Source organism: uncultured Phocaeicola sp. (genome assembly GCF_948499155.1).
GTDB classification, from domain to species: Bacteria; Bacteroidota; Bacteroidia; order Bacteroidales; family Bacteroidaceae; genus Phocaeicola; species Phocaeicola faecalis.
Genome location: NZ_CAOOSE010000029.1, coordinates 1 through 20,042 on the forward strand (window position 1 = coordinate 1; position 20,042 = coordinate 20,042).

Below are 20,042 nucleotides of genomic sequence, written 5' to 3' on the forward strand. Positions count from 1 at the left end.
ATTATCCCATTATCAGTCAGGATAGCAGTATTCTTTTGTCTGAGATAACAGTTACAGGTAAGAAAGGAAGAGTGTTTCGGGATAAGATGATGGGAAGATTGGATAGTTTGGCACAGATAAGTATCGGAGTTTCATGGGTTTGCGGATGTAATGCAGGTTCTGGAACAACTTTCTTGAATGATTATAAAGGATATTCACATCATCCTGTGGGGTCTCCGACGCCTCCTCCCCCCCCAAAAAGGCTTCCTCCTACTATTGGAGAAACGTATGCACTTATAAAATATGAACCTGTGGGGAGGAAGGATGGTAAATGGATTATTACTGCTATGGATTATGTCACTTATCAGGGAGAGGAATTTACCGAAGAAGAACTTCTTCGCATGAACAACTTATGGCGTGTAAAAGGCTATTACGGCACGCGCGAGTTCTACCAACCCGATGAGCTGGACATGCAAAGCCCGATGCCGGATGCGCGGAACGTCTTGCTGTGGAAACCGGACATTGTCACCGATGAGAAAGGAGAAGCCGAAGTGGAGTTCTTCTGTTCGGACATCAATACAAGCTTTGTGGGCGTGATGGAAGGAACGGATGGCTTAGGAAACTTAGGCACATCTCAGTGCGAGTTTAGGGTACTGAAACCATAAAAAATGATAGGATGACAAAATTAAAAAATAGATGGCTCTTGTGGATATTGCCTTTGGCTTTCTTCGTTTCCTGCAAATCGAATGAAGGACAATGGGAAAACAAGCAAATTTCCTTTCCTGAAAATATTGTATTTACAAAAGCCGGAAAGGATACGATTTATTTTGATTTTGACAAGTCGAAATGGAAGTTCTTTATTTATGCAGATACAACAGACTGCATGGGGTGTAAATTGTATCTGGACAGATGGAGCGATTTGATTGCTAAAATCAAGGCGGACGAGTCATTAAGCAAATCAGTTTCATTTGCTTTCTTCTTGTTTCCTAATGACGTGGAAGAGATGAAATTTATGCTGGACTGTGATTTACCCGACTATCCGGTCTGTATTGATGCAGATAATCGAATTGGTAGATTGAATGAATTTTCTTCTGATAAATATTTTCTATTGGATGAGCATAACCGGGTTGTTTTAGTCGGCAATCCTGTCTCCAGCCCTCAGATGGAAAAATCTTATTGGGATGAAATTATAGGTAAACCTGTCAAATAACTATAACCATGAAGAGGGTTCGAAAATGGATGAATAAGGCAGTTAATGCTATCTTTGGTTTGGCCGCGCTGTTGGTGCTGTATGTCTTGGCGCAAATATTATTGTTCGCTACATTCAAAATTCCCAGTGACTCGATGGAGCCTACATTGATAGAAGGGGATGTCATATCTGTCTGTAAACCGGCTTTAGGCGCACGGATATTTAACATTTGGGCTGCTCTGAAAGGCGAAGAGGTTGACGTGTACAGATTGCCTGGCTTTTCTAAGGTCAGAAGGGATGATGTCTTGGTTTTTAATTTTCCTTATTCGGAGTGGAATCAATGGGATGAGAATATGAAAATGAACATATCGAACTATTATGTAAAGCGTTGTGTGGCTGTCCCCGGAGATACTCTGTTTATCCATGACGGAATCTATATGATTGGTGATGGGAATGTATTGGCCGGTAATATTGAATCTCAAAAGCGAATCATGAAATTTAATCCTGATAATATTCCTGACGACCAATATTACACGCTTCCTTTCGACAGCATTGTCCGATGGAACATCAGGGAGTTTGGTCCTTTTTATATACCGGGAAAGAACGATTCCATTCCAATGAACAGAACAAACTACCTTCTGTACAAAAAAATAATAGCGTGGGAACAGAGTGAGGAAGTGCTGTTTCAGGATGGAAAAGTTTATTTGGGCAATAAAGAATTGGACGGATATCGTTTTAAGAGCAATTATTATTTCATGAGTGGGGACAATAGCATGAATTCCGTAGATTCGCGTTTTTGGGGATTGATACCTGAAGACTTTATTGTAGGAAAGGCCGGCTTTGTCATTACTTCGCGCAGCCGTGATACGGGAAAGATACGTTGGAACAGAGTATTTAAAAGAATAGAGTAGTGTGATGAGAATTATAACCTATATAATATTATCGTGCTTTATGGCTGCTTGTTCGCAAAACCGTAGCGGTGGTGAACTTGAGCAAGCCTTGAAGCTGTCAGGAGAAAACCGTAATGCGTTAGAGGCAGTTCTTGACCATTACAAGCATGATTCTTTAAAATACCGGGCAGCCTGCTTCCTTATCAAGAATATGCCTTATCATTATTCGCAGGAAGACTATTATTTATCGCCGGAAGGGGAAAAATACAGGCCTGATATATGCAAGTTCAAGAACAAGGAAGAACTGGGAATGCATTGCGACTCATTGACACGGTGTGGGTATCTGGAAAAACATGATATGATATATGATGTCCTCTCTGTTGACAGCTCTTTTCTGATTAAGAATATAGATTTGGCTTTCATGGCATGGAAAAAGCCTTGGGCAAGGGATGTGCCTTTTGACGTGTTTTGCACGTATATACTTCCTTACAGGGTGCAAACGGAGCAAATATCTTCTTTGCGTGAAGAGATGATGAAGCGGTTTCTACCTTTACTGGATTCCGCAGGAGTAAAGACACCGCTGGAAGCTTGCGTGGCATTGAATGAACATTTAAAATCGGTTGTAAGATACCAAGATACCGGCCTGCCTTTCTATCCGACCATCGAAGAGACTTATCGGTCAGGAATAAGCCGCTGTGACGGCATTTGCAATTTGGGTACATATATCATGCGTGCGGTAGGCATACCTGTCGCCGTTGATTTTACTATTTGGCCGAAAATGGATTTGGGACATAGCTGGTGCGCGGTTTGGAATAACAGACGATTTTACAGCTTTGGCCCCGGAGAAGACCAGCCGGAAGTCCATGCAAGAATGTTTTCGCAAAAACGTCACAGAAGGCCTGCAAAAGTTTACCGTTACCAATTCAATCCGTTACATTACGGCAAGATTTCTTCGACGGGCGGTTATCAGACATTCCTCAATACTCCTTTATGGCGTGATGTAACCCATGAATACCTTGATAAGACAATCGAGATTGAAGTACCTGTCTGGGACAAGGAAAAAAACAATCTTCACGGCAAGGTCTATTTGTGCGTACATAATTATTATGAATGGAAGCCGTTGGCAGTTGGCTCATATTTAGAAAACGGGATGTGTTCTTTTAAAAATGTGGTGGGTGATAATATCTTTATGGTAGCCGATGTAACAGACAATGGTGCTTTACGTTACCTGACCGCTCCTTTTTACGTGAGCCCAAATGGTGAAGTGCATTTGTTTATACCCCGACCAGAGCAAAAGTTCAGTTATACATTCGATAAGAAAAAAAGAAGTAGGGATTATACATTGCACTATTGGGATGTTGATAGGAAATCATTTGTATCCATTCCTTGCAAAAGCTCAACAGACTCTACGCAAACATACGAACAGATACCAGAAAATGCATTATATTGGCTGACTTTGCCTGAACGGATAGTAAACCAAAGAGTGTTTTTTATAGAGCAGGATACCATAAGAAGGTATTAAGCAGTTGAGAACCGCAGGAGGTGCTGAGCCTTTCCGCCACCCAGTTGTTCGAGCGAGTGCATAAATGTGTACCGGGTGGTGGAATGCTAGGCAGGATACTCTTTGAAAATGTTTACAGTTCTCTGAAGATTTCTCCTACTGTGGGGTGAGGGAACACATATCGTTTCCAATCATCCACTTTCTTGCGGTCTTCGATGGCCATGCCTGCCAATACAATCAGTTCGGAAGCAGGATTACCCAGCATGTGGGCACCCAATACCGTTCCGTCTTCGGCAGCCAATACTTTACAAACTCCATTTACTCCCTCATTCTCCGCCACAAAGCGACCGGAATATGCCATCGGTAGTTTTATTGTATGATAAGCAATGCCGGCAGCCTGCAGAGCTTCTTCACTCATACCTGCCCCTGCTATCTCAGGATTGGTATAGACTACCCCCGGAATGGCACGGTAACTCATCGCATCTTCTTTTCCTAGAATATGATGAACAGCCACTTCCGCTTCGCGCACGGCCGTATGTGCCAACAATGAAACGCCGTTCAAGTCTCCGCACACATAGACACCGGGAACCGAAGACTGCATGTGTTCGTCCACCTTGACGCACTTACGTTCCGTCAGTTCCAAATTCAAATTCTCTAATCCGAAACCTTTCATTACAGGACGACGGCCTACACTCATCAGTAACTTTTCGGCCGTAACACTTCCCGCCCCTTCTGCATTTTCGTAAGAGACCGTTACTCCGTTCTCCTCTTTTGCCACTCCTACCACCTTGGTACTCAGCAGGAACTTAATTCCCTTCTTGGCATACTCGGCACGCAGCATCGCCGAAAGTTCCTTATCCATTCCACCTAAAATCTCATCCATCATCTCGACCACAGTAACCTGTACGCCCAAACTATTGAAGAAAGAAGCAAACTCCATTCCGATTACACCACCGCCGACAATAGCCAGTGAAGCAGGCACTTCCTTATTGTCCAATGCATCACGGTGTGTCCAATAATCCACACCATCCACTCCCGGAATGGGAGGAATAAATGTATCGCTACCGGTACAAAGTAACAAGTTCTCACATTCGTAAATCTCCTCACCGCATTTCACCGTGTTCTTATCTATGACAGTAGCCTCTCCTGTTACTATATTCACCTGATGGGCAGTCAGTTTCGCCTTGATGCCCAACACCAGTTTACGCACCACCTTTGATTTCCGGGCAACAATCTTGCCCAAGTCAAAAGAAGCTTCGGGCACAGTGACCGCATATTTGGAAGCATGCTTGGCATAATCATACACTTTGGCAGAATAAAGCAATGTCTTTGTGGGGATGCAACCTTCATTCAGGCACACGCCCCCCAGACTTCTCTTTTCAAACAACACAACACTGAGGCCGGCTTTTCCGGCAACTTCGGCAGCAGTATAGCCGGCAGGCCCTCCACCGATAATCGCAATTTGATATTTCATGGTATTTATTAAAATTAATCAGTTCTTTATCAATTCAAAACCTTCGACCGCCAGGCCGGGACATAAAAGGTTGTATGTCCGAAAGATACTAAAATAACCGGTTTCCCGCTACATATTTTCTTCAGAAAGTATCTTCGCCCTCTTCTTTATGTTCCAACCGCCTGACCAATGCATTCATAAATTCTTCAGGCTTCTCCGGCAGCAGGTCTATAACCTTGTCATTGTCATAATGCACCAACACATATCGGGTAAATCTCAAATGTTTCAACCCGAAGAGACGCTTCAATTCTACATCTGTAATCCGTGAAAGCGGAATGGTCTTCTCCTTTTGGAAACGTCCGTTATAAATCACCAAGTTTCCGTCTGCCGTCAATGTATAGGTAGAATGGATGATACGCTCTATATTGATAATGACAATCATAGCGAAAAACAGCCCTATCAATGCCGCCCCTTTGTACCAAAAGGCAACCAGCATAATCAAAGTAAACAGAATAAGAAACAAATGAGTTGTCCCTGAAATCTTCACATGGAAAGTTCGATTCATCATAATTTAAAATTTTGGCGCAAGTTAATCATTTGTTCTCAATTATTTTAAAAGACTTGATTGTTTTTATTCCATCCCCACAATCATGGAACAAGATTCCCGCGACCATAAAACAACCAACTAAATATCATATCTTTCAAAAAAGGCAGTAAATAACAGCATTAAAATGTACAATGAAAAGAGGTTTTCTTTACCTTTGCAACCATAAATCACATTATCATGGTTAGAAAATTCGATTTCCTTGTGATCGGCTCCGGAATTGCCGGAATGAGTTTCGCACTGAAAGTGGCTCACAAAGGCAAGGTTGCCCTCATTTGTAAAGCCGGGCTGGAAGAAGCCAATACCTATTTTGCTCAGGGAGGTATCTCATCTGTTACCAACCTGAAAGTAGACAATTTCGAAAAGCACATTGAAGATACAATGATTGCCGGTGACTGGATTAGTGACCGTGCAGCCGTGGAAAAAGTTGTGCGCGAAGCTCCATCGCAGATTCAAGAGTTGATAAAATGGGGAGTAGAGTTTGATAAAAAAGAAAACGGAGAGTTTGACTTACATAAAGAAGGAGGACATTCCGAATTCCGTATCCTGCACCACAAAGACAATACCGGCGCAGAGATACAGACAAGCCTCATCGAGACTGTAAAAGCCCACCCCAATATTACGGTTTTCACTGACCATTATGCAGTTGAAATCATTACCCAGCATCATTTGGGCATCATTGTGACCCGCCACACTCCGGGCATTAAATGTTTTGGTGCGTATGTGCTGAACGAAAGCACCGGAGAAGTGGATACTTTCCTGTCAAAAGTGACTATTATGGCTACTGGAGGTTGTGAAGCCGTTTACCGCAATACCACCAATCCGCTGGTAGCCACCGGCGACGGTATCGCCATGGTATATCGTGCCAAAGGCGCAGTGAAAGATATGGAGTTCATTCAGTTCCATCCCACTGCCCTCTTTCATCCGGGCGACCGTCCCAGCTTCCTCATCACTGAGGCTATGCGCGGTTACGGTGCCGTGTTGAAAAACCAAAGCGGTGAGGAATTTATGCAGAAATATGATCCGCGTCTGTCGCTTGCTCCGCGCGACATCGTGGCACGTGCCATCGACAGCGAAATGAAACAACGCGGTGAAGACCATGTTTATCTGGATGTCACCCACAAAAACCCGGAAGAAACAAAGAAGCATTTTCCCAATATTTATAAGAAATGTCTCAGTCTGGGTATCGATATTACCAAAGACTACATTCCTGTTGCACCGGCTGCTCACTATCTGTGCGGAGGCATTAAGGTGGATTTGGACGGACAGTCCAGTATCAACCGCTTGTACGCCATCGGCGAATGTTCCTGTACGGGACTGCACGGCGGCAACCGTCTGGCATCCAACTCACTGATTGAAGCAGTGGTCTACGCCGATGCTGCGGCCAAACATGCCTTGAGTGTACTCGACCGTTATGATTACAATGAGGACATTCCCGAATGGAACGATGACGGCACGATGAATAATGAAGAACGTGTGCTGATTACACAGAGCATGAAGGAAGTGAACCAGATTATGGAAGCCTATGTGGGTATCGTGCGCAGTAATACTCGCCTGATTCGCGCCTGGAACCGTTTGGACATTCTATATGAAGAAACCGAACGACTGTTTAAGCGCTGCAAGGCATCACGCGAACTGTGTGAATTGCGCAACATGATTAACATTGGTTACCTGATTACGCGTCAGGCAATGGAACGCAAAGAAAGCCGCGGCCTGCACTACACGATTGATTATCCGCATGCCGAAGCAGAAAAGAAATAATAGAATGAAAAAAAGTATTTTGACTCTATGCCTACTGGTACAAGTATTGTTCCTGTGGGCACAGAATCAATATTATGTGGCTCCCGATGGGAATGACAGTCACGACGGAAGCCTCCAAAAACCTTTCCGAACCATTGAGCGGGCACAATTGAAAGCTCGAAAAGCTCAGGGCGAAACAACCATCTATTTGCGTAAAGGTATCTATCGGTTGGAGCGTCCTATAATCTTCACTCCCGAAGACGGTGGAAAAGAGAAACCATTATCCATACGTGCCTTCCGAAACGAACAGGTAACATTGTCCGGCGGAAAAGTGTTGCATCCTGCATGGAAGCCTTATAAAAAAGGTATCCTGACAGCAGTTCTCCAAGAAGAAATACATCATCCGGATATGCTGTTGAGTAACGGAAACATCCGCCACATGGCACGTTATCCCAATTTCGACTCCACAGCAGTGCGTTTCAACGGTACCTCAGCCGATGCCACCGCTCCCCGGCGGGTAAAAAGTTGGAAACATCCCGAAGGAGGATACCTCCATGCCATGCACATAAGCGACTGGGGGGATTTCCACTACCGCATCACCGGTAAAGACAAAGCCGGAAAACTGATGTTGGAAGGCGGGTGGCAGAACAACCGCCAATCAGGACTGCACGCCAAGAACCGGATGGTAGAAAATATATTCGAAGAGCTGGATGCTCCGGGCGAATGGTTCTATCAGGCGGAATCTTCTACCTTATATTATTATCCCATGCCGAACGAGAACGTAGAAACAGCCGTTTTCGAGACTCCCATACTCAAGCATCTGATTGAATTCCGCGGCTCGGAACAACAGCCGGTCACTCACATCACGATACAGGGAATCGAACTGACACAAACATTGCGTACTTTTATGGATAAGTACGAACCGTTGCTCCGCTCCGACTGGATGGTCTATCGGGGAGGCGCCGTAGTGTTTGAGGGGACGGAAGACTGTTTGCTGAAAGATTGCTATCTTCATAATTTGGGAGGAAACGCAGTCTTCTTCTCCTGTTATAACCGCCACTCCACCGTATCGGGTTCTCATTTCACCCGTATCGGAGCCAGTGCCGTTTGCTTTGTAGGCGACCCGAATGCTGTCCGCTCTCCAAGTTTTGAATACAATGAGTCTGTATCGGCCGAGAAACTGAATCGTACGCCCGGTCCTATAGGAAATAACTATCCGGCTCATTGCCTGGTATATGACAACCTGATTCATTCTATCGGCCTGTTCGAGAAACAGATTACGGGAGTGGAGCTATCCATGTGCCGGCACATCACTGTCAGCCACAACAGCATCTATGATACTCCGCGTGCCGGTATCAACGTCAGCGAAGGAACTTGGGGCGGGCATATCATCGAATTCAACGATGTGTTTGACACCGTAAAAGAAACCGGTGACCATGGTTCCTTCAATTCTTGGGGACGTGACCGTTTCTGGCATCCTCACCGCCAAGTAATGGATTCGTTGGTAAATGCCGAACCCTCACTGATTCTGGCAGACGTCACTTCGCCCATCATATTGCGGTATAATCGTTTTCGCTGCGACAGAGGTTGGGACATTGACTTGGACGACGGTTCCAGCAATTACCACATTTATAACAATCTGTGCCTGAACGGAGGCATCAAACTGCGCGAAGGCTTCTATCGGGTGGTAGAAAACAATATCATGATTAATAACTCTTTCCATCCTCACGTATGGTTCAAAAACAGCGGCGATGTGTTCACCCGTAATATTGTGATGTCTTCCTACCGACCGATTCAAGTCCGCCACTGGGGGCTGGAAGTGGATTATAATATCTTCACCGACAGCACTGCCTACCAAAAAGCCCGCCAGCTGAATACCGATGCACACTCCATTGTATGCACTCCCGCCTTCCTTAACCCCGACCGGGGAGATTATCGAATTGACAACCGTTCGGATGCCATTTTCCGTTGTGGCTTCCGCAACTTTGACATGGATAGATTCGGAGTTGTCTCACCCCGACTGAAAGCACTGGCCAAGACTCCCGCATTTCCCAAACCCATTTTCATGGAAGAAGGAAAAGCACATGCCACTATCGAATGGAAAGGACTGCGAATCAAAAACTTGGATACCTTGGGCGAACGTTCTGCTACCGGTATGGATACGGAACGCGGTGTGTATGTCATTTCGGTCAATGCACTGGGTGGTGTGCTGCGTGACTATATCCGCCCCAACGATGTGATTTTGGAGCTGGGCGGAAAATCCGTGAACAACTTGGACGACTTGCAGAAAGCAGTTCAGGCAGCAGATTTAAAGCAACCGCAAACCATGGTTATCTTCCGAAGCCAGAAAGAAAACAAACTGACTTTACCGGCCAATCTCCTAAAATAAGACGAAAGTGTGTCAAAACTAAACCGGTCTATCCCATCGTCAGCTGTAGGGGCAGGATTTGCCTGCCCGAAGACACAAAGTAAACTTTTTCGGGCGAGCGAACCTCGCCCCTACGAACGAAACGACAGCATTATCCACGTTTTGACACAACTCCTTCGATAAAAGGAGAGTTTTGACACATCTCCCACCGTAAAACGGATAATTCTATCTCAATTAATAATTGTTCTTCTTTACTTCGAAGTAAGCCTGCGGATGCAAACATGCCGGACATACTTCAGGAGCTTCTGTACCTACATAAATGTAACCACAGTTACGGCACTGCCATACAGTCTCTTCTGCCTTTTTGAATACTGTACCTTCTTCTACATTCTTCAACAAAGCCAAGTATCTTTCTTCATGACCCTTTTCTGCTTCAGCAATTCTGCGATACATAGTAGCGATAGCCGGAAAACCTTCTTCATCGGCTACATCAGCAAAATGAGGATAATCAGTCGTCCATTCTTCATTTTCTCCGGCAGCGGCAGCTTTCAAATTTTCCATTGTAGTGCCGATTATACCTGCAGGATAGCTGGCAGTAATTTCTACCATACCACCTTCCAACCACTTAAACATACGTTTTGCATGTTCCTTTTCCTGGTCGGCTGTTTCAGTGAAAATAGCAGCGATTTGTTCATAACCTTCTTTCTTTGCAACACTTGCAAAGTAAGTATAACGCATTCTAGCTTGTGATTCACCTGCAAATGAAGTCAGCAAGTGTTTCTCTGTCTGTGTACCTTTAATGCTCTTAGCCATAATTATTAGTTTTATTAGTTGGTTATTCTTTTTATCATCCTTGTTAGATGATGCAAAGATATATATTATATTTCAAAATTGTATTTATTACAATTATAAATTTATACTTAATTAAATATTCACTTTATATAAAGTGAACAATAACACCTATATTTGTGTTCACAACAACATTAACATTTTTCACTATGAAGACCATCATCAAATTATTCACCCTTTCCTTCCTGTCTATAATAGGATTTAATTCGTGCGCATCCGTGCCGTTAAAGGTCGGAGAATCTGAAAATAACTCCACTTACACCGTCAGCTACCTGTTCGAACATGATGGTTGCAAGGTATATCGTTTTTACGATAAAGGAAATTATGTCTACTTCACTACGAGAGGAGATGTAACCAGCATCACAAATGATTCCACCGCCCAACGCACCACTACTATCAACAAAACACCCTATAAATAACAAAAATAAGGATTTGAATATAATAATACATTAATTTTATCTACTTTTGCAATTCGTTTAAAATCATAGCATAAAGTAGTTAACAAATGAAAGCATTTGAATTCAGACCAAAGCTCTTCACTACATTAAAAGATTATTCGAAAGAGAGCTTCATGGCCGACCTCATGGCCGGCATTATCGTAGGTATCGTTGCACTTCCCCTGGCTATTGCATTTGGTATTGCTTCAGGAGTATCTCCCGAAAAAGGTATTATCACTGCTATTGTTGCAGGCTTTATCATTTCTTTATTGGGAGGAAGCAAAGTACAAATCGGTGGGCCGACAGGCGCGTTTATCGTTATCATTTACGGCATCATCCAAGAGTATGGCATCAGCGGGCTGACAGTGGCAACCCTGATGGCAGGTATACTCCTTATTCTATTAGGAGTGTTTAAACTGGGGGCTGTCATCAAATTCATTCCTTATCCCATCATTGTCGGCTTTACCAGTGGTATTGCCGTTACTATCTTCACTACACAGATAGCTGATATCTTCGGCCTCAACTTTGGGGGAGAGAAAGTCCCCGGAGACTTTATCGGCAAATGGATGATTTATTTCCGCCACTTTGATACAGTGAATTGGTGGAATGCCATTGTCAGTGTGGTCAGTGTATTCATCATTGCCATCACTCCTAAATTCTCAAAAAAGATTCCCGGTTCGTTAATATCCATCATCGTAGTAACAATTGCAGTCTATCTGATGAAGACTTACGGAGGGATTACCTGCATTGATACGATTGGCGACCGATTCACCATCCAATCACAACTTCCCGATGCAGTGGTACCCGAATTGAATTGGGAAGCAATCAAGAACCTGTTTCCCGTAGCCATAACAATTGCCGTATTGGGTGCCATCGAATCATTACTTTCGGCTGCCGTTGCCGACGGTGTAATCGGCGACCGTCATGATTCAAACACAGAGCTGATAGCCCAAGGTGCAGCCAATATCGTTGCTCCTCTTTTCGGAGGCATCCCTGCTACCGGTGCCATTGCGCGTACCATGACCAATATCAACAACGGCGGTAAATCTCCGGTAGCCGGCATTATTCATGCTGTCGTATTACTGCTCATCCTGCTCTTCCTGATGCCGTTGGCACAATATATCCCGATGGCTTGTCTGGCCGGCGTGTTAGTCATTGTATCTTATAACATGAGTGGCTGGCGCACCTTTAAGGCATTACTCAAGAATCCGAAATCGGACGTGACAGTGTTATTGATTACTTTCTTCCTGACAGTCATTTTCGACTTGACAGTCGCTATTGAAGTAGGGTTGCTGATTGCCTGCGTGCTGTTTATGAAACGTGTAATGGAAACCACCGATATTTCGGTTATCAAAGATGAGATTGACCCCAACACGGAGACAGACGCCAATGTGCACGAAGAACATTTACTTGTCCCTGCAGGTGTAGAAGTATACGAAATCAACGGCCCGTATTTCTTCGGTATCGCCACCAAATTCGAAGAAATCATGTCTGAACTGGGCGACCGCCCTAAAGTACGTATCATCCGTATGCGTAAAGTGCCATTCATTGATTCTACCGGCATTCACAACCTCACTAATCTTTGTGAAATGTCTAAGAAAGAAAACATCCATATCGTACTTTCGGGTGTAAACGAAAAGGTGCATAAAGTATTGGAGAAAGCCGGTTTTTATGATTTGCTCGGCGAAGACAACATTTGTCCCAATATCAATGTAGCTCTTGAAAAAGCCAAAGCCATCGTAGAGAAATAAAATCGGGCTGCCCGACTGAAAGAGATTATTTATTGATAAATGAAGGTGCCGAAACTCTCATTAACTAAAAGTCGGGAATGTGTCAAAACTTCCCTTTTATTGAAATCACCCTCGCTACAGCTGCCTGTGGCGAGGGTGATTTTTAGTTTATGAGCGTACGGAGAAAACAATTGTTTTTATCTCCCTATATAATACCACGGACAAAGGGAAGACTAAGCTGTTTCTTACTGTCAGCCAAGGTCTTTTAAACGTAAGATTATTACAGACTACGACAATGGACTGTACAGTCCATTATAGCAGACTGTACGATTCGCTGTGGGAGACTGTAGTAATCTTACTTATAGAAGGGCTTAATCTAAAGGATGAAAACGCTTAATCTGACTAATGAAATGTATAGCCGCTATTTTACTTCTTAAAAATCAGATACCACACAACAGAAGAAGCGACTAAAAAATAGACAGCAAAGAAATCTCTGTATTGTGATACCCAATCAAAATGAAATGAAAAAAATAAAGAAAAGGCGTATAACACCCATAGCCCCCATCCTATAGCTTTTCTTTTTTTCATTGACTAACCTCCCAACGATTATTATCATCCAAACAAATTACTGAGTCAAACGGAATACTAGCCTCAGTATTACAAACCTGGACGTTGGGGAAACTCTGCATTGATTTTACACCAACACCATAAGCTTCTTCTGGGAAGCAGAAAACGAACAAACTCCCTATAGACACAAATAATGAATAAACAGAGAAAAAATGCATACCTATAAGTTTTTAATTAGTTGGTAAATTGTATTTATGTTAATATCACAAAGGTAAATCGCTCTTCCCAAACTCTGTGTTATTGGATTGTTATCTTTATGTTAATTGTGTGTCTATAGAACTTGGGACTTTGATGTTGCTAATTCAAAACAGTTTCTAAGTTCGCTAAAGAGTGGCATGAATAAAATGCCAATATCCGTTCTTTCAGTAAATAGGTATATTTAGCTTGTGATTGTTGGGACAACGCATCTGCCAATTTCATTTTTATCTCATTATACTCATATACAGTCGACTTTCCAGCCATATACTTCTCTAACGCATACCGATGCGCCTCCCGATTGGCAGCTACCGCTTTGGTAGTAGATTCGTATTTCTCAAAAGCTGCCAGCGCATCCATATACGCTTTCTCAATATCCTTATAAAGGCTTTTCTTTTCATTTTCCAATGACAAGCGGGCATTATTCTCTTCCAAACGCGCCATTTTTACCTGATTCCTGGTAGAGAAGCGGTCAAAAAGAGGGACGCTTAATGTGAAATAAACGCTTTTCTGCATATTGTTTTTAAACTGCTGATGAAAAGACGGATTCATTGCACCACGAGAATAATAGTAACCGGTATTGATTCCGGCACCCCAAAAAAGCTGCGGGTAATATCCCGACTTGGCAACTTTTATACTTTTCACTTTACTCTGCAAAGAATAATGAGCTTGCTTTATCTGAGGCATACAGCTTAATGCCGAAGCATAAATCCCCTCAGGAGTGACAGATTCCATAGAAACTATACTTTCATCCAAAGAATCTACATCAAAATACTCCTCACCCTTCAACTCCATCAATTGCATCAAGTCAAGAAAAGAAAGCCGCAGCGAGTTCCTGGCTTCAGTAGCCACCAGTTCATCATCAGCCAATTGAGCTTTCACATCATATAATTGAGACTGCGGAACTTTTCCATTCTCTATCAGAATCCGTGTCCTGCTTTCTTGTTCTTTTGTCAACCGGATTTGTTCTTGAGCGATACGATAGATTTCTTTATTCAACAGTATCTGAAAATAATAGTTGGTTACATTGAGTGACAAGTTGTTTTTTATCAATTCCTTATTTGCCTCAGCCGCCAATATATCGAATTTATTTCGAGAAATGGATGCACTTGTTTTGAATCCGGTAAAAAGAGGCATTTCGGTACTGACGGAGAAAGAAGAATTTTGTATGTTGCTATCTTCATACGTATTATCCTGATTCAAAGCCCTGCCAAAAGAAAAACGTTGTGAAGCTCCTACATTCAGGTCGGGTAGAAAACTGTTCTTCAACGTATTTCTCTCTACTCTCAAACTTTTAATCCGGTTTTGGCTCTGCTTCACCTCTATATTGTGCAGTATGGCATAATCTATACATTCTTTGAGACTCCACTTTTTATTTTGTGCTTGCATATTTGCTATAAATGCGATGGCTACAACAGCTGCAACTATTAATTTTTTCATACTGTCCATTCTTTAACCTATTTCATCAAACTGTTCCTTCCATAAACGATGATACATCCCATTCGAATTGAACAATTCTTCATGAGTACCTGCCTCGACTACTTGCCCCTTATCAATCACCACAATCTTATCAGCATTCTTCACTGTACTCAACCGATGAGCAATCACGATAATCGTTTTCCCCTTCCGTGCCAGTGCATCCAGCGTCCGCTTTACATAGTGCTCGGAAATAGAATCAAGCGAAGAGGTCGCCTCATCAAAAATAAGTATCTCCGGTTCTTTATATAAAGCGCGCGCTATGGCAAGTCTCTGCCGCTCGCCACCCGATAAGGATGCACCATGTTCGCCGATATAAGTCCGGTAGTCCTTAGGCAAACCATCTATAAAGTCCTTCAAGCCAAGTTGTTCTGTCAAATCTACAATTTTCTTCATGTCCGGATGCAAGTCGCCTACCGCTATATTCTCTGCAATGCTGCCGGCAAATAATTCAATCTGTTGAGGTACTGTTCCCACCCGACGACGAAGGCTGCGGTTGTCTATTTGCGCAATATCATAATCGCCTATGCGAATGCGACCCTCCTGTATAGGATAAATATGCTGTAACAACGAAATCAAAGTCGTCTTGCCCGACCCGCTTTCTCCCACTATGGCAGTGGTCTTCCCCTTTTCTATCTTCAAGCTCAATTCCTTGAACACATCCTTGCGCGAACCATAGCGAAACGAAACATTCTCAAACGTAATATCGCCCACCATATCCGGTTCTAATATTATCTTTTGATTATTATCCTGTTCGCGTTCCAAGTCCATAATCTGGAATAAGCGGTCGGCGGCAATCAGTGCATCCTGAATAGTCTGATTGGAAGAAATCAGCGAGCCGATAGGAGAAATTACATAACCAACCAAGGAATAAAACACCATCAGAGCACCCGGTGTCAATTCCTGATCGACCACCAAAATACTTCCTAACCAAAGAATGGCAATCGTAATGCCGGTAGATACAAACTGAATACCGCCTTGCGCCATAATGGAACCATATATACTGCGATACGTATTCTTCAATAAATGTACAAAACGAGTTTCCGTCTTCAAATTAGCATATTCTTCTATACCGAATCGTTTGATAGTAGAAATGGAATTAAGAGATTCCACCAACTGCGCTTCCAAATCGGCGCTACTTTCCATAATACCGCGCTGATATTTCCGGTTCAATTTATTAAATCCCCAGAAAATAAGCAGGAATAAGGGGGCAGACACTAATGTAATCAATGCCAATTCCCAGGAATAAACGAACATAAGGCACACAGAGAAGACAAGAATCATGATATTAACCACCAGATCCAACGAAACATTATTGATAAAATTACGGATTTTCACTGCATCATTGACGCGTGAAATAATTTCACCTACGCGCATCGTATCAAAGAATTGCTGAGGCAAAGTCAGCAGATGCTTATAATATCCTAAAATCAATGCCGCATCAATCCGTTGTCCGGTCTTTAAAGCCAGAATACTTTTCATTGCTCCGATAAAAGTCCGCAATAGCAGGATGACCAGCATGATCACTCCCATGAGATTGAGTAAATTGATATTCTTGTCTACCAGCACATAATCTGTAATTTTACCTACATAAATGGAAGTGGATAATCCCAAGATACTATAAATAAGCGCACCAAACACGGCTTGCAGCATCACACTTTTATGCGGAGCTAGCAGTGAGAAGAATTTCTTCGTCATACCGGTCTTCATATTTCCGGTCTTGAAAGTTTCTTCCGGTTCCAATAACACCAGTACACCGGTCCACATTTTCTCAAATTCCTGATTGGTGACGCGATGCATCCGCCCGTCACCCGGATCCATATATTCTATGTATTCTTTCTTTTTCTCCACCTTATATATCACTACAAAATGCTGAAGCTGCTCGTGTACTATAACATGGGCAATAACAGGTTTAGGAACAATATACAATGCCTCAAACTTAGCCCGCACTCCTTTAGCTGACAAGCCCAACTTATTGGCAGCCTCTATCAATCCCAATATATTTGTTCCTTTTTGGTCGGTAAACGCATATTGGCGAATACGTGCAATGGGAAATTGCAAACCATAATAGGCACATACGGAAGCCAGACAAGCCGCTCCACAATCTGTAATATCAAACTGTTTTATTTTAACTCCTTTTTTCATCTTGTATTCGTGTTTTAAAATTTAGCCATCATTGTTTTATTCTCATATTGCTTGGGATTTGCCCAATCGTCTATCTTCTGATACAATAAATCAAACAATGAGCGCCGGGTTATCATAAAATGAGCACTGACGGTCATACCTTTTTTCAAGACTCCTTTTTGTCCGCTTTTCAACATCAGATAGTTACGTTCCATCCGGCATTTCACTTTATAGAATGAATTCCCTTGACTGTCCGTCAAGAAATCCGATGAAATCTCTGTTACTTTTCCGGCTAATGTTCCCCATTCATTATAATTAAATGATTCCACCTGTACATTTACCGGCATCCCGATATTCATAAAACCTATATTCCTGGGTGTGACATATATCTCCATACACAGGGTAGAATCGGGACTGACCACTGCCAATGACTGCCCTGCCTGTATGCTGCTTCCCCTGTATATGCCCGAAAACTGATCAATAGTTCCGCTTACCGGACTACGGACTATATAAAGCTCTTTATCTTTCAACTCCTGTTGTAAGGTGGTATTCATTTCGCTACGGGAATTACGATAGGTATTCATATCTGCCTGCCACGTACTCAACTGGCTTTGTATCAATGAAGCCAGTTCATTTTGCTGGCTCTGATACTGGAAATAATATTTATCATATTCTTCTTCTGAAATCACCTTCTTATCAAACAGGTTTTTATTGCGCATATATTCTTTTTCCGCCTGCGCCAAAGAGGTTTCCAGTTCTTTTTTCTTTTTGATAAAATAGGTATATTCCTGCTGACGAACCGGAGAATGGAACACCACAGGGCATTCACCTTTTGCCAGATAAGCTAAATCTGCCAAATGTGCTTGATAATCATTCAGACGATTAGTCTGATAATTTATTTTATAATCGGAATTATTGGTACGAAAGCGAAGAAGGACATCTCCTTTGTTTACCCGGTCGCCTTCGCGTACATAGACAGAATCTACCAATTCTGTTATAGCCGATTTTATTTCGGTTTTTTCAGTCACCGGCCTCACTACCCCACTTCCCTGCACGGAAATGTCTACATAGATAAAAGGCAATGCAATAATAGCGGCAGCAACGGCAGCCAATACCACCCAATAGATAATCTGGGATTTTGTGGTGTGTTGATAGATGTATGTTTCAATACTGTTCTCTATCCATTCGTTTGGTAATAACATAACATTTCTACTTTTACTGATTTATACCGCAAAAGTAAAAGGAAAGAAAAAGGAAATGTGTTATCGGATTGTTATCATTAGGTTAATTATTTATCCATAAAACATGATACATAATTCTTATAATTCTCTATTCTGCTTTCACTGTACATTTATATTCTATCGCCATCCATTCCCAACTGCTTTATCAAACTAAAATTATTCAGAAAGATAATGCTACTTCCTATTATAAGGAATTATGGGAAATTTTATTTAGATATTTTTTTAAGTAAAGAAGCTAGGACAGAAGAGCCAACAAGAGCAAAAGCACCCCCACTGAAAGATACAATTAAATCTTGTACACTATAATACCTCCAAATGACAAAAAGTAATAACATGCACATAATTATATAAATAATTCTGTAGATAAAAGTTTTGTCGCTATATGGAAAGACTATTATAGAAGGGAAAAAAAATAGGATATAAAATGAACTGTCAATATCAGTCCAAAACCTTAATATAAACATTATTATAATAAATATTAAAGACACACATATTCCAATATAATTTTTACTTTTCATATTTTATGTATTTCAATTATTACATATTTCAAATTTTAATACTTAATATATAGTGAAAAGAGAATGTGTCAAAACTAAATAACCTATCACTTTGTCATCCTGAACAAAGTGAAGGAACTGTTTGCATTTACTTTTTTGCAAAAGCTCAGAATATCAGAATAACAGAGCAAAATGATAGCATTATCAACATTTTGACACCCTCTCTAAGATATTACATCAATAATATTGAGTATTAAAATCTTATCTCACTATTATGATTTAAATTACAATCTATCATGGAACATATTAATATAGTTACATGATAGAAGAATGTCCACAATTACTTTCAAGATATGTACCACCGTATCTTGTTTCATCAGAACTTTGTACATTATTATCTAATGCGCTAAGTACATATCCGACCAAGTATGATAACCATGTTCCACCAGCAATCATTCTGCAATCAGAAATATCCATAATAGAAATAAGTTCTTTATTTGGTATTATTTGATTTTTCATATTTTATATATTTCAAAATTATTTATTATTTTTTTGCAGCATTCCAACCATCCATAAAATCATTTCCAGCATTTCTATCTAGTGCTTCACTGACTAATACACCAATAGCTAACCATACTAATCCTGGTATTCCACCATTCATATCTTGTATCTCATTCAAATTCATTTCCTGCATCAAAACATTGTTTTCTAAACTTTTCATAATAGTAATTTTCTAATTAGTTAATAAAATTGTGTTTGTATAGAAGCTACCAGCAAATAAGATCTGCTAATGGCCCATATATTTTACGAAGTTCTTCCATCTGTTCCTCCGTAGGAGGCACATAACCTCCCGAGACCTGTACATGTTCCTCACCACTGAGTGGTTTCACCATACAATAATCATTCTTTTTCATACTTCATTTTGTGTTTTGTTGTTATATACTAAAAAAATAACTCTCTAAAACGGCTGAGCACTACAAATACACTAGTCAGACTAGTACTGCTACTGTAAATGTAGCATCCGCCATAAATATTCATACATTCTGCTAACGTCAGCATTTCCATTTTATTAAATTTTCATCGTGTTTTGTGTTTGTGTTATTATTTCCCTTATTTATAGACTCGGGCAGTCCCTTATTCTT

16 protein-coding genes and 1 pseudogene are annotated in these 20,042 nt (G+C 41.7%); 8 read left to right on the forward strand and 9 right to left on the reverse strand.

Translation table 11 applies throughout. From position 1 onward, the window contains the following. The 4 genes and pseudogenes from QYT14_RS15880 to QYT14_RS15895 form a co-directional block, all read left to right on the forward strand. Positions 1-644 (forward strand): annotated as a pseudogene (locus QYT14_RS15880) (hypothetical protein); the annotation flags it as partial. A gap of 11 nt (positions 645-655) precedes the next feature. Further along, complete coding sequence (locus QYT14_RS15885; protein ID WP_237040250.1) at positions 656-1,189, forward strand: hypothetical protein; 534 nt, start codon at positions 656-658, stop codon at positions 1,187-1,189. Positions 1,190-1,218: 29 nt separating this feature from the next. Continuing rightward, positions 1,219-2,079, forward strand: coding sequence for a signal peptidase I (gene lepB, locus QYT14_RS15890; protein ID WP_288326000.1), 861 nt, complete (start codon positions 1,219-1,221; stop codon positions 2,077-2,079). A 4-nt stretch (positions 2,080-2,083) separates the two neighbouring features. Beyond that, complete coding sequence (locus tag QYT14_RS15895; protein WP_288326003.1) at positions 2,084-3,580, forward strand: transglutaminase domain-containing protein; 1,497 nt, start codon at positions 2,084-2,086, stop codon at positions 3,578-3,580. 112 nt (positions 3,581-3,692) lie between these two features. Here QYT14_RS15895 and lpdA read toward each other — a convergent pair whose 3' ends face one another. Next, positions 3,693-5,033, reverse strand: coding sequence for a dihydrolipoyl dehydrogenase (gene lpdA / locus QYT14_RS15900; RefSeq protein ID WP_117462945.1), 1,341 nt, complete (start codon positions 5,031-5,033; stop codon positions 3,693-3,695). Positions 5,034-5,154: 121 nt separating this feature from the next. Next, on the reverse strand, positions 5,155-5,577 hold the full coding sequence (locus QYT14_RS15905; protein ID WP_237040286.1) for a PH domain-containing protein: 423 nt from the start codon (positions 5,575-5,577) through the stop codon (positions 5,155-5,157). 219 nt (positions 5,578-5,796) lie between these two features. Here QYT14_RS15905 and nadB point away from each other — a divergent pair, with 219 nt between their 5' ends. Together nadB and QYT14_RS15915 are read left to right on the forward strand one after the other, a co-directional pair. Further along, positions 5,797-7,377, forward strand: a complete 1,581-nt coding sequence (gene nadB, locus QYT14_RS15910; protein WP_237040258.1) for an L-aspartate oxidase — start codon at positions 5,797-5,799, stop codon at positions 7,375-7,377. A gap of 4 nt (positions 7,378-7,381) precedes the next feature. Further along, positions 7,382-9,745, forward strand: a complete 2,364-nt coding sequence (locus tag QYT14_RS15915) for a PDZ domain-containing protein (RefSeq protein ID WP_288325998.1) — start codon at positions 7,382-7,384, stop codon at positions 9,743-9,745. A 213-nt stretch (positions 9,746-9,958) separates the two neighbouring features. On the opposite strand, the gene rbr is transcribed toward QYT14_RS15915, so the two are convergent. Continuing rightward, positions 9,959-10,537 carry a rubrerythrin gene (rbr, locus tag QYT14_RS15920; protein WP_237040260.1) on the reverse strand — a complete coding sequence of 193 codons (579 nt, stop codon included), beginning with the start codon at positions 10,535-10,537 and terminating at the stop codon, positions 9,959-9,961. Between the two features lie 185 nt (positions 10,538-10,722). Between rbr and QYT14_RS15925 the strand changes: the two genes are divergently transcribed. Further along, positions 10,723-10,992, forward strand: a complete 270-nt coding sequence (locus tag QYT14_RS15925; RefSeq protein ID WP_288325996.1) for a DUF4884 domain-containing protein — start codon at positions 10,723-10,725, stop codon at positions 10,990-10,992. A gap of 86 nt (positions 10,993-11,078) precedes the next feature. Next, positions 11,079-12,761 (forward strand): sulfate permease, encoded by a 1,683-nt coding sequence (gene sulP / locus QYT14_RS15930; RefSeq protein ID WP_288325994.1) that lies wholly within the window; start codon positions 11,079-11,081, stop codon positions 12,759-12,761. A gap of 903 nt (positions 12,762-13,664) precedes the next feature. Here sulP and QYT14_RS15935 read toward each other — a convergent pair. From QYT14_RS15935 to QYT14_RS15960, 6 genes are all read right to left on the reverse strand, one after another. Next, positions 13,665-15,002, reverse strand: a complete 1,338-nt coding sequence (locus tag QYT14_RS15935; protein ID WP_288325992.1) for a TolC family protein — start codon at positions 15,000-15,002, stop codon at positions 13,665-13,667. 12 nt (positions 15,003-15,014) lie between these two features. Continuing rightward, complete coding sequence (locus QYT14_RS15940; protein ID WP_288325991.1) at positions 15,015-17,183, reverse strand: peptidase domain-containing ABC transporter; 2,169 nt, start codon at positions 17,181-17,183, stop codon at positions 15,015-15,017. 14 nt (positions 17,184-17,197) lie between these two features. After that, entirely contained in the window at positions 17,198-18,364 is a 1,167-nt protein-coding gene (locus tag QYT14_RS15945) for an HlyD family efflux transporter periplasmic adaptor subunit (protein ID WP_288325989.1), read from the reverse strand. A gap of 851 nt (positions 18,365-19,215) precedes the next feature. Continuing rightward, entirely contained in the window at positions 19,216-19,419 is a 204-nt protein-coding gene (locus QYT14_RS15950; protein ID WP_132216358.1) for a hypothetical protein, read from the reverse strand. 25 nt (positions 19,420-19,444) lie between these two features. Further along, positions 19,445-19,621, reverse strand: a complete 177-nt coding sequence (locus QYT14_RS15955; protein WP_288325986.1) for a lactobin A/cerein 7B family class IIb bacteriocin — start codon at positions 19,619-19,621, stop codon at positions 19,445-19,447. Between the two features lie 46 nt (positions 19,622-19,667). Further along, positions 19,668-19,814 carry a hypothetical protein gene (locus tag QYT14_RS15960; protein WP_288325984.1) on the reverse strand — a complete coding sequence of 49 codons (147 nt, stop codon included), beginning with the start codon at positions 19,812-19,814 and terminating at the stop codon, positions 19,668-19,670. Positions 19,815-20,042 lie beyond the last annotated feature (228 nt).

What these genes read in the sequence shown, in the direction of transcription:
- QYT14_RS15960 (WP_288325984.1), bottom strand. Translation starts at nt 19,814, where the DNA reads ATGAAAAAGAATGATTATTGTATGGTGAAACCACTCAGTGGTGAGGAA.
- QYT14_RS15955 (WP_288325986.1), bottom strand. Translation starts at nt 19,621, where the DNA reads ATGAAAAGTTTAGAAAACAATGTTTTGATGCAGGAAATGAATTTGAAT.
- QYT14_RS15915 (WP_288325998.1), top strand. Translation starts at nt 7,382, where the DNA reads ATGAAAAAAAGTATTTTGACTCTATGCCTACTGGTACAAGTATTGTTC.
- rbr (WP_237040260.1), bottom strand. Translation starts at nt 10,537, where the DNA reads ATGGCTAAGAGCATTAAAGGTACACAGACAGAGAAACACTTGCTGACT.
- lepB (WP_288326000.1), top strand. Translation starts at nt 1,219, where the DNA reads ATGAATAAGGCAGTTAATGCTATCTTTGGTTTGGCCGCGCTGTTGGTG.
- QYT14_RS15905 (WP_237040286.1), bottom strand. Translation starts at nt 5,577, where the DNA reads ATGAATCGAACTTTCCATGTGAAGATTTCAGGGACAACTCATTTGTTT.
- lpdA (WP_117462945.1), bottom strand. Translation starts at nt 5,033, where the DNA reads ATGAAATATCAAATTGCGATTATCGGTGGAGGGCCTGCCGGCTATACT.
- sulP (WP_288325994.1), top strand. Translation starts at nt 11,079, where the DNA reads ATGAAAGCATTTGAATTCAGACCAAAGCTCTTCACTACATTAAAAGAT.
- QYT14_RS15950 (WP_132216358.1), bottom strand. Translation starts at nt 19,419, where the DNA reads ATGAAAAATCAAATAATACCAAATAAAGAACTTATTTCTATTATGGAT.
- QYT14_RS15895 (WP_288326003.1), top strand. Translation starts at nt 2,084, where the DNA reads ATGAGAATTATAACCTATATAATATTATCGTGCTTTATGGCTGCTTGT.
- QYT14_RS15945 (WP_288325989.1), bottom strand. Translation starts at nt 18,364, where the DNA reads ATGTTATTACCAAACGAATGGATAGAGAACAGTATTGAAACATACATC.
- QYT14_RS15940 (WP_288325991.1), bottom strand. Translation starts at nt 17,183, where the DNA reads ATGAAAAAAGGAGTTAAAATAAAACAGTTTGATATTACAGATTGTGGA.
- QYT14_RS15925 (WP_288325996.1), top strand. Translation starts at nt 10,723, where the DNA reads ATGAAGACCATCATCAAATTATTCACCCTTTCCTTCCTGTCTATAATA.
- QYT14_RS15935 (WP_288325992.1), bottom strand. Translation starts at nt 15,002, where the DNA reads ATGAAAAAATTAATAGTTGCAGCTGTTGTAGCCATCGCATTTATAGCA.
- QYT14_RS15885 (WP_237040250.1), top strand. Translation starts at nt 656, where the DNA reads ATGACAAAATTAAAAAATAGATGGCTCTTGTGGATATTGCCTTTGGCT.
- nadB (WP_237040258.1), top strand. Translation starts at nt 5,797, where the DNA reads ATGGTTAGAAAATTCGATTTCCTTGTGATCGGCTCCGGAATTGCCGGA.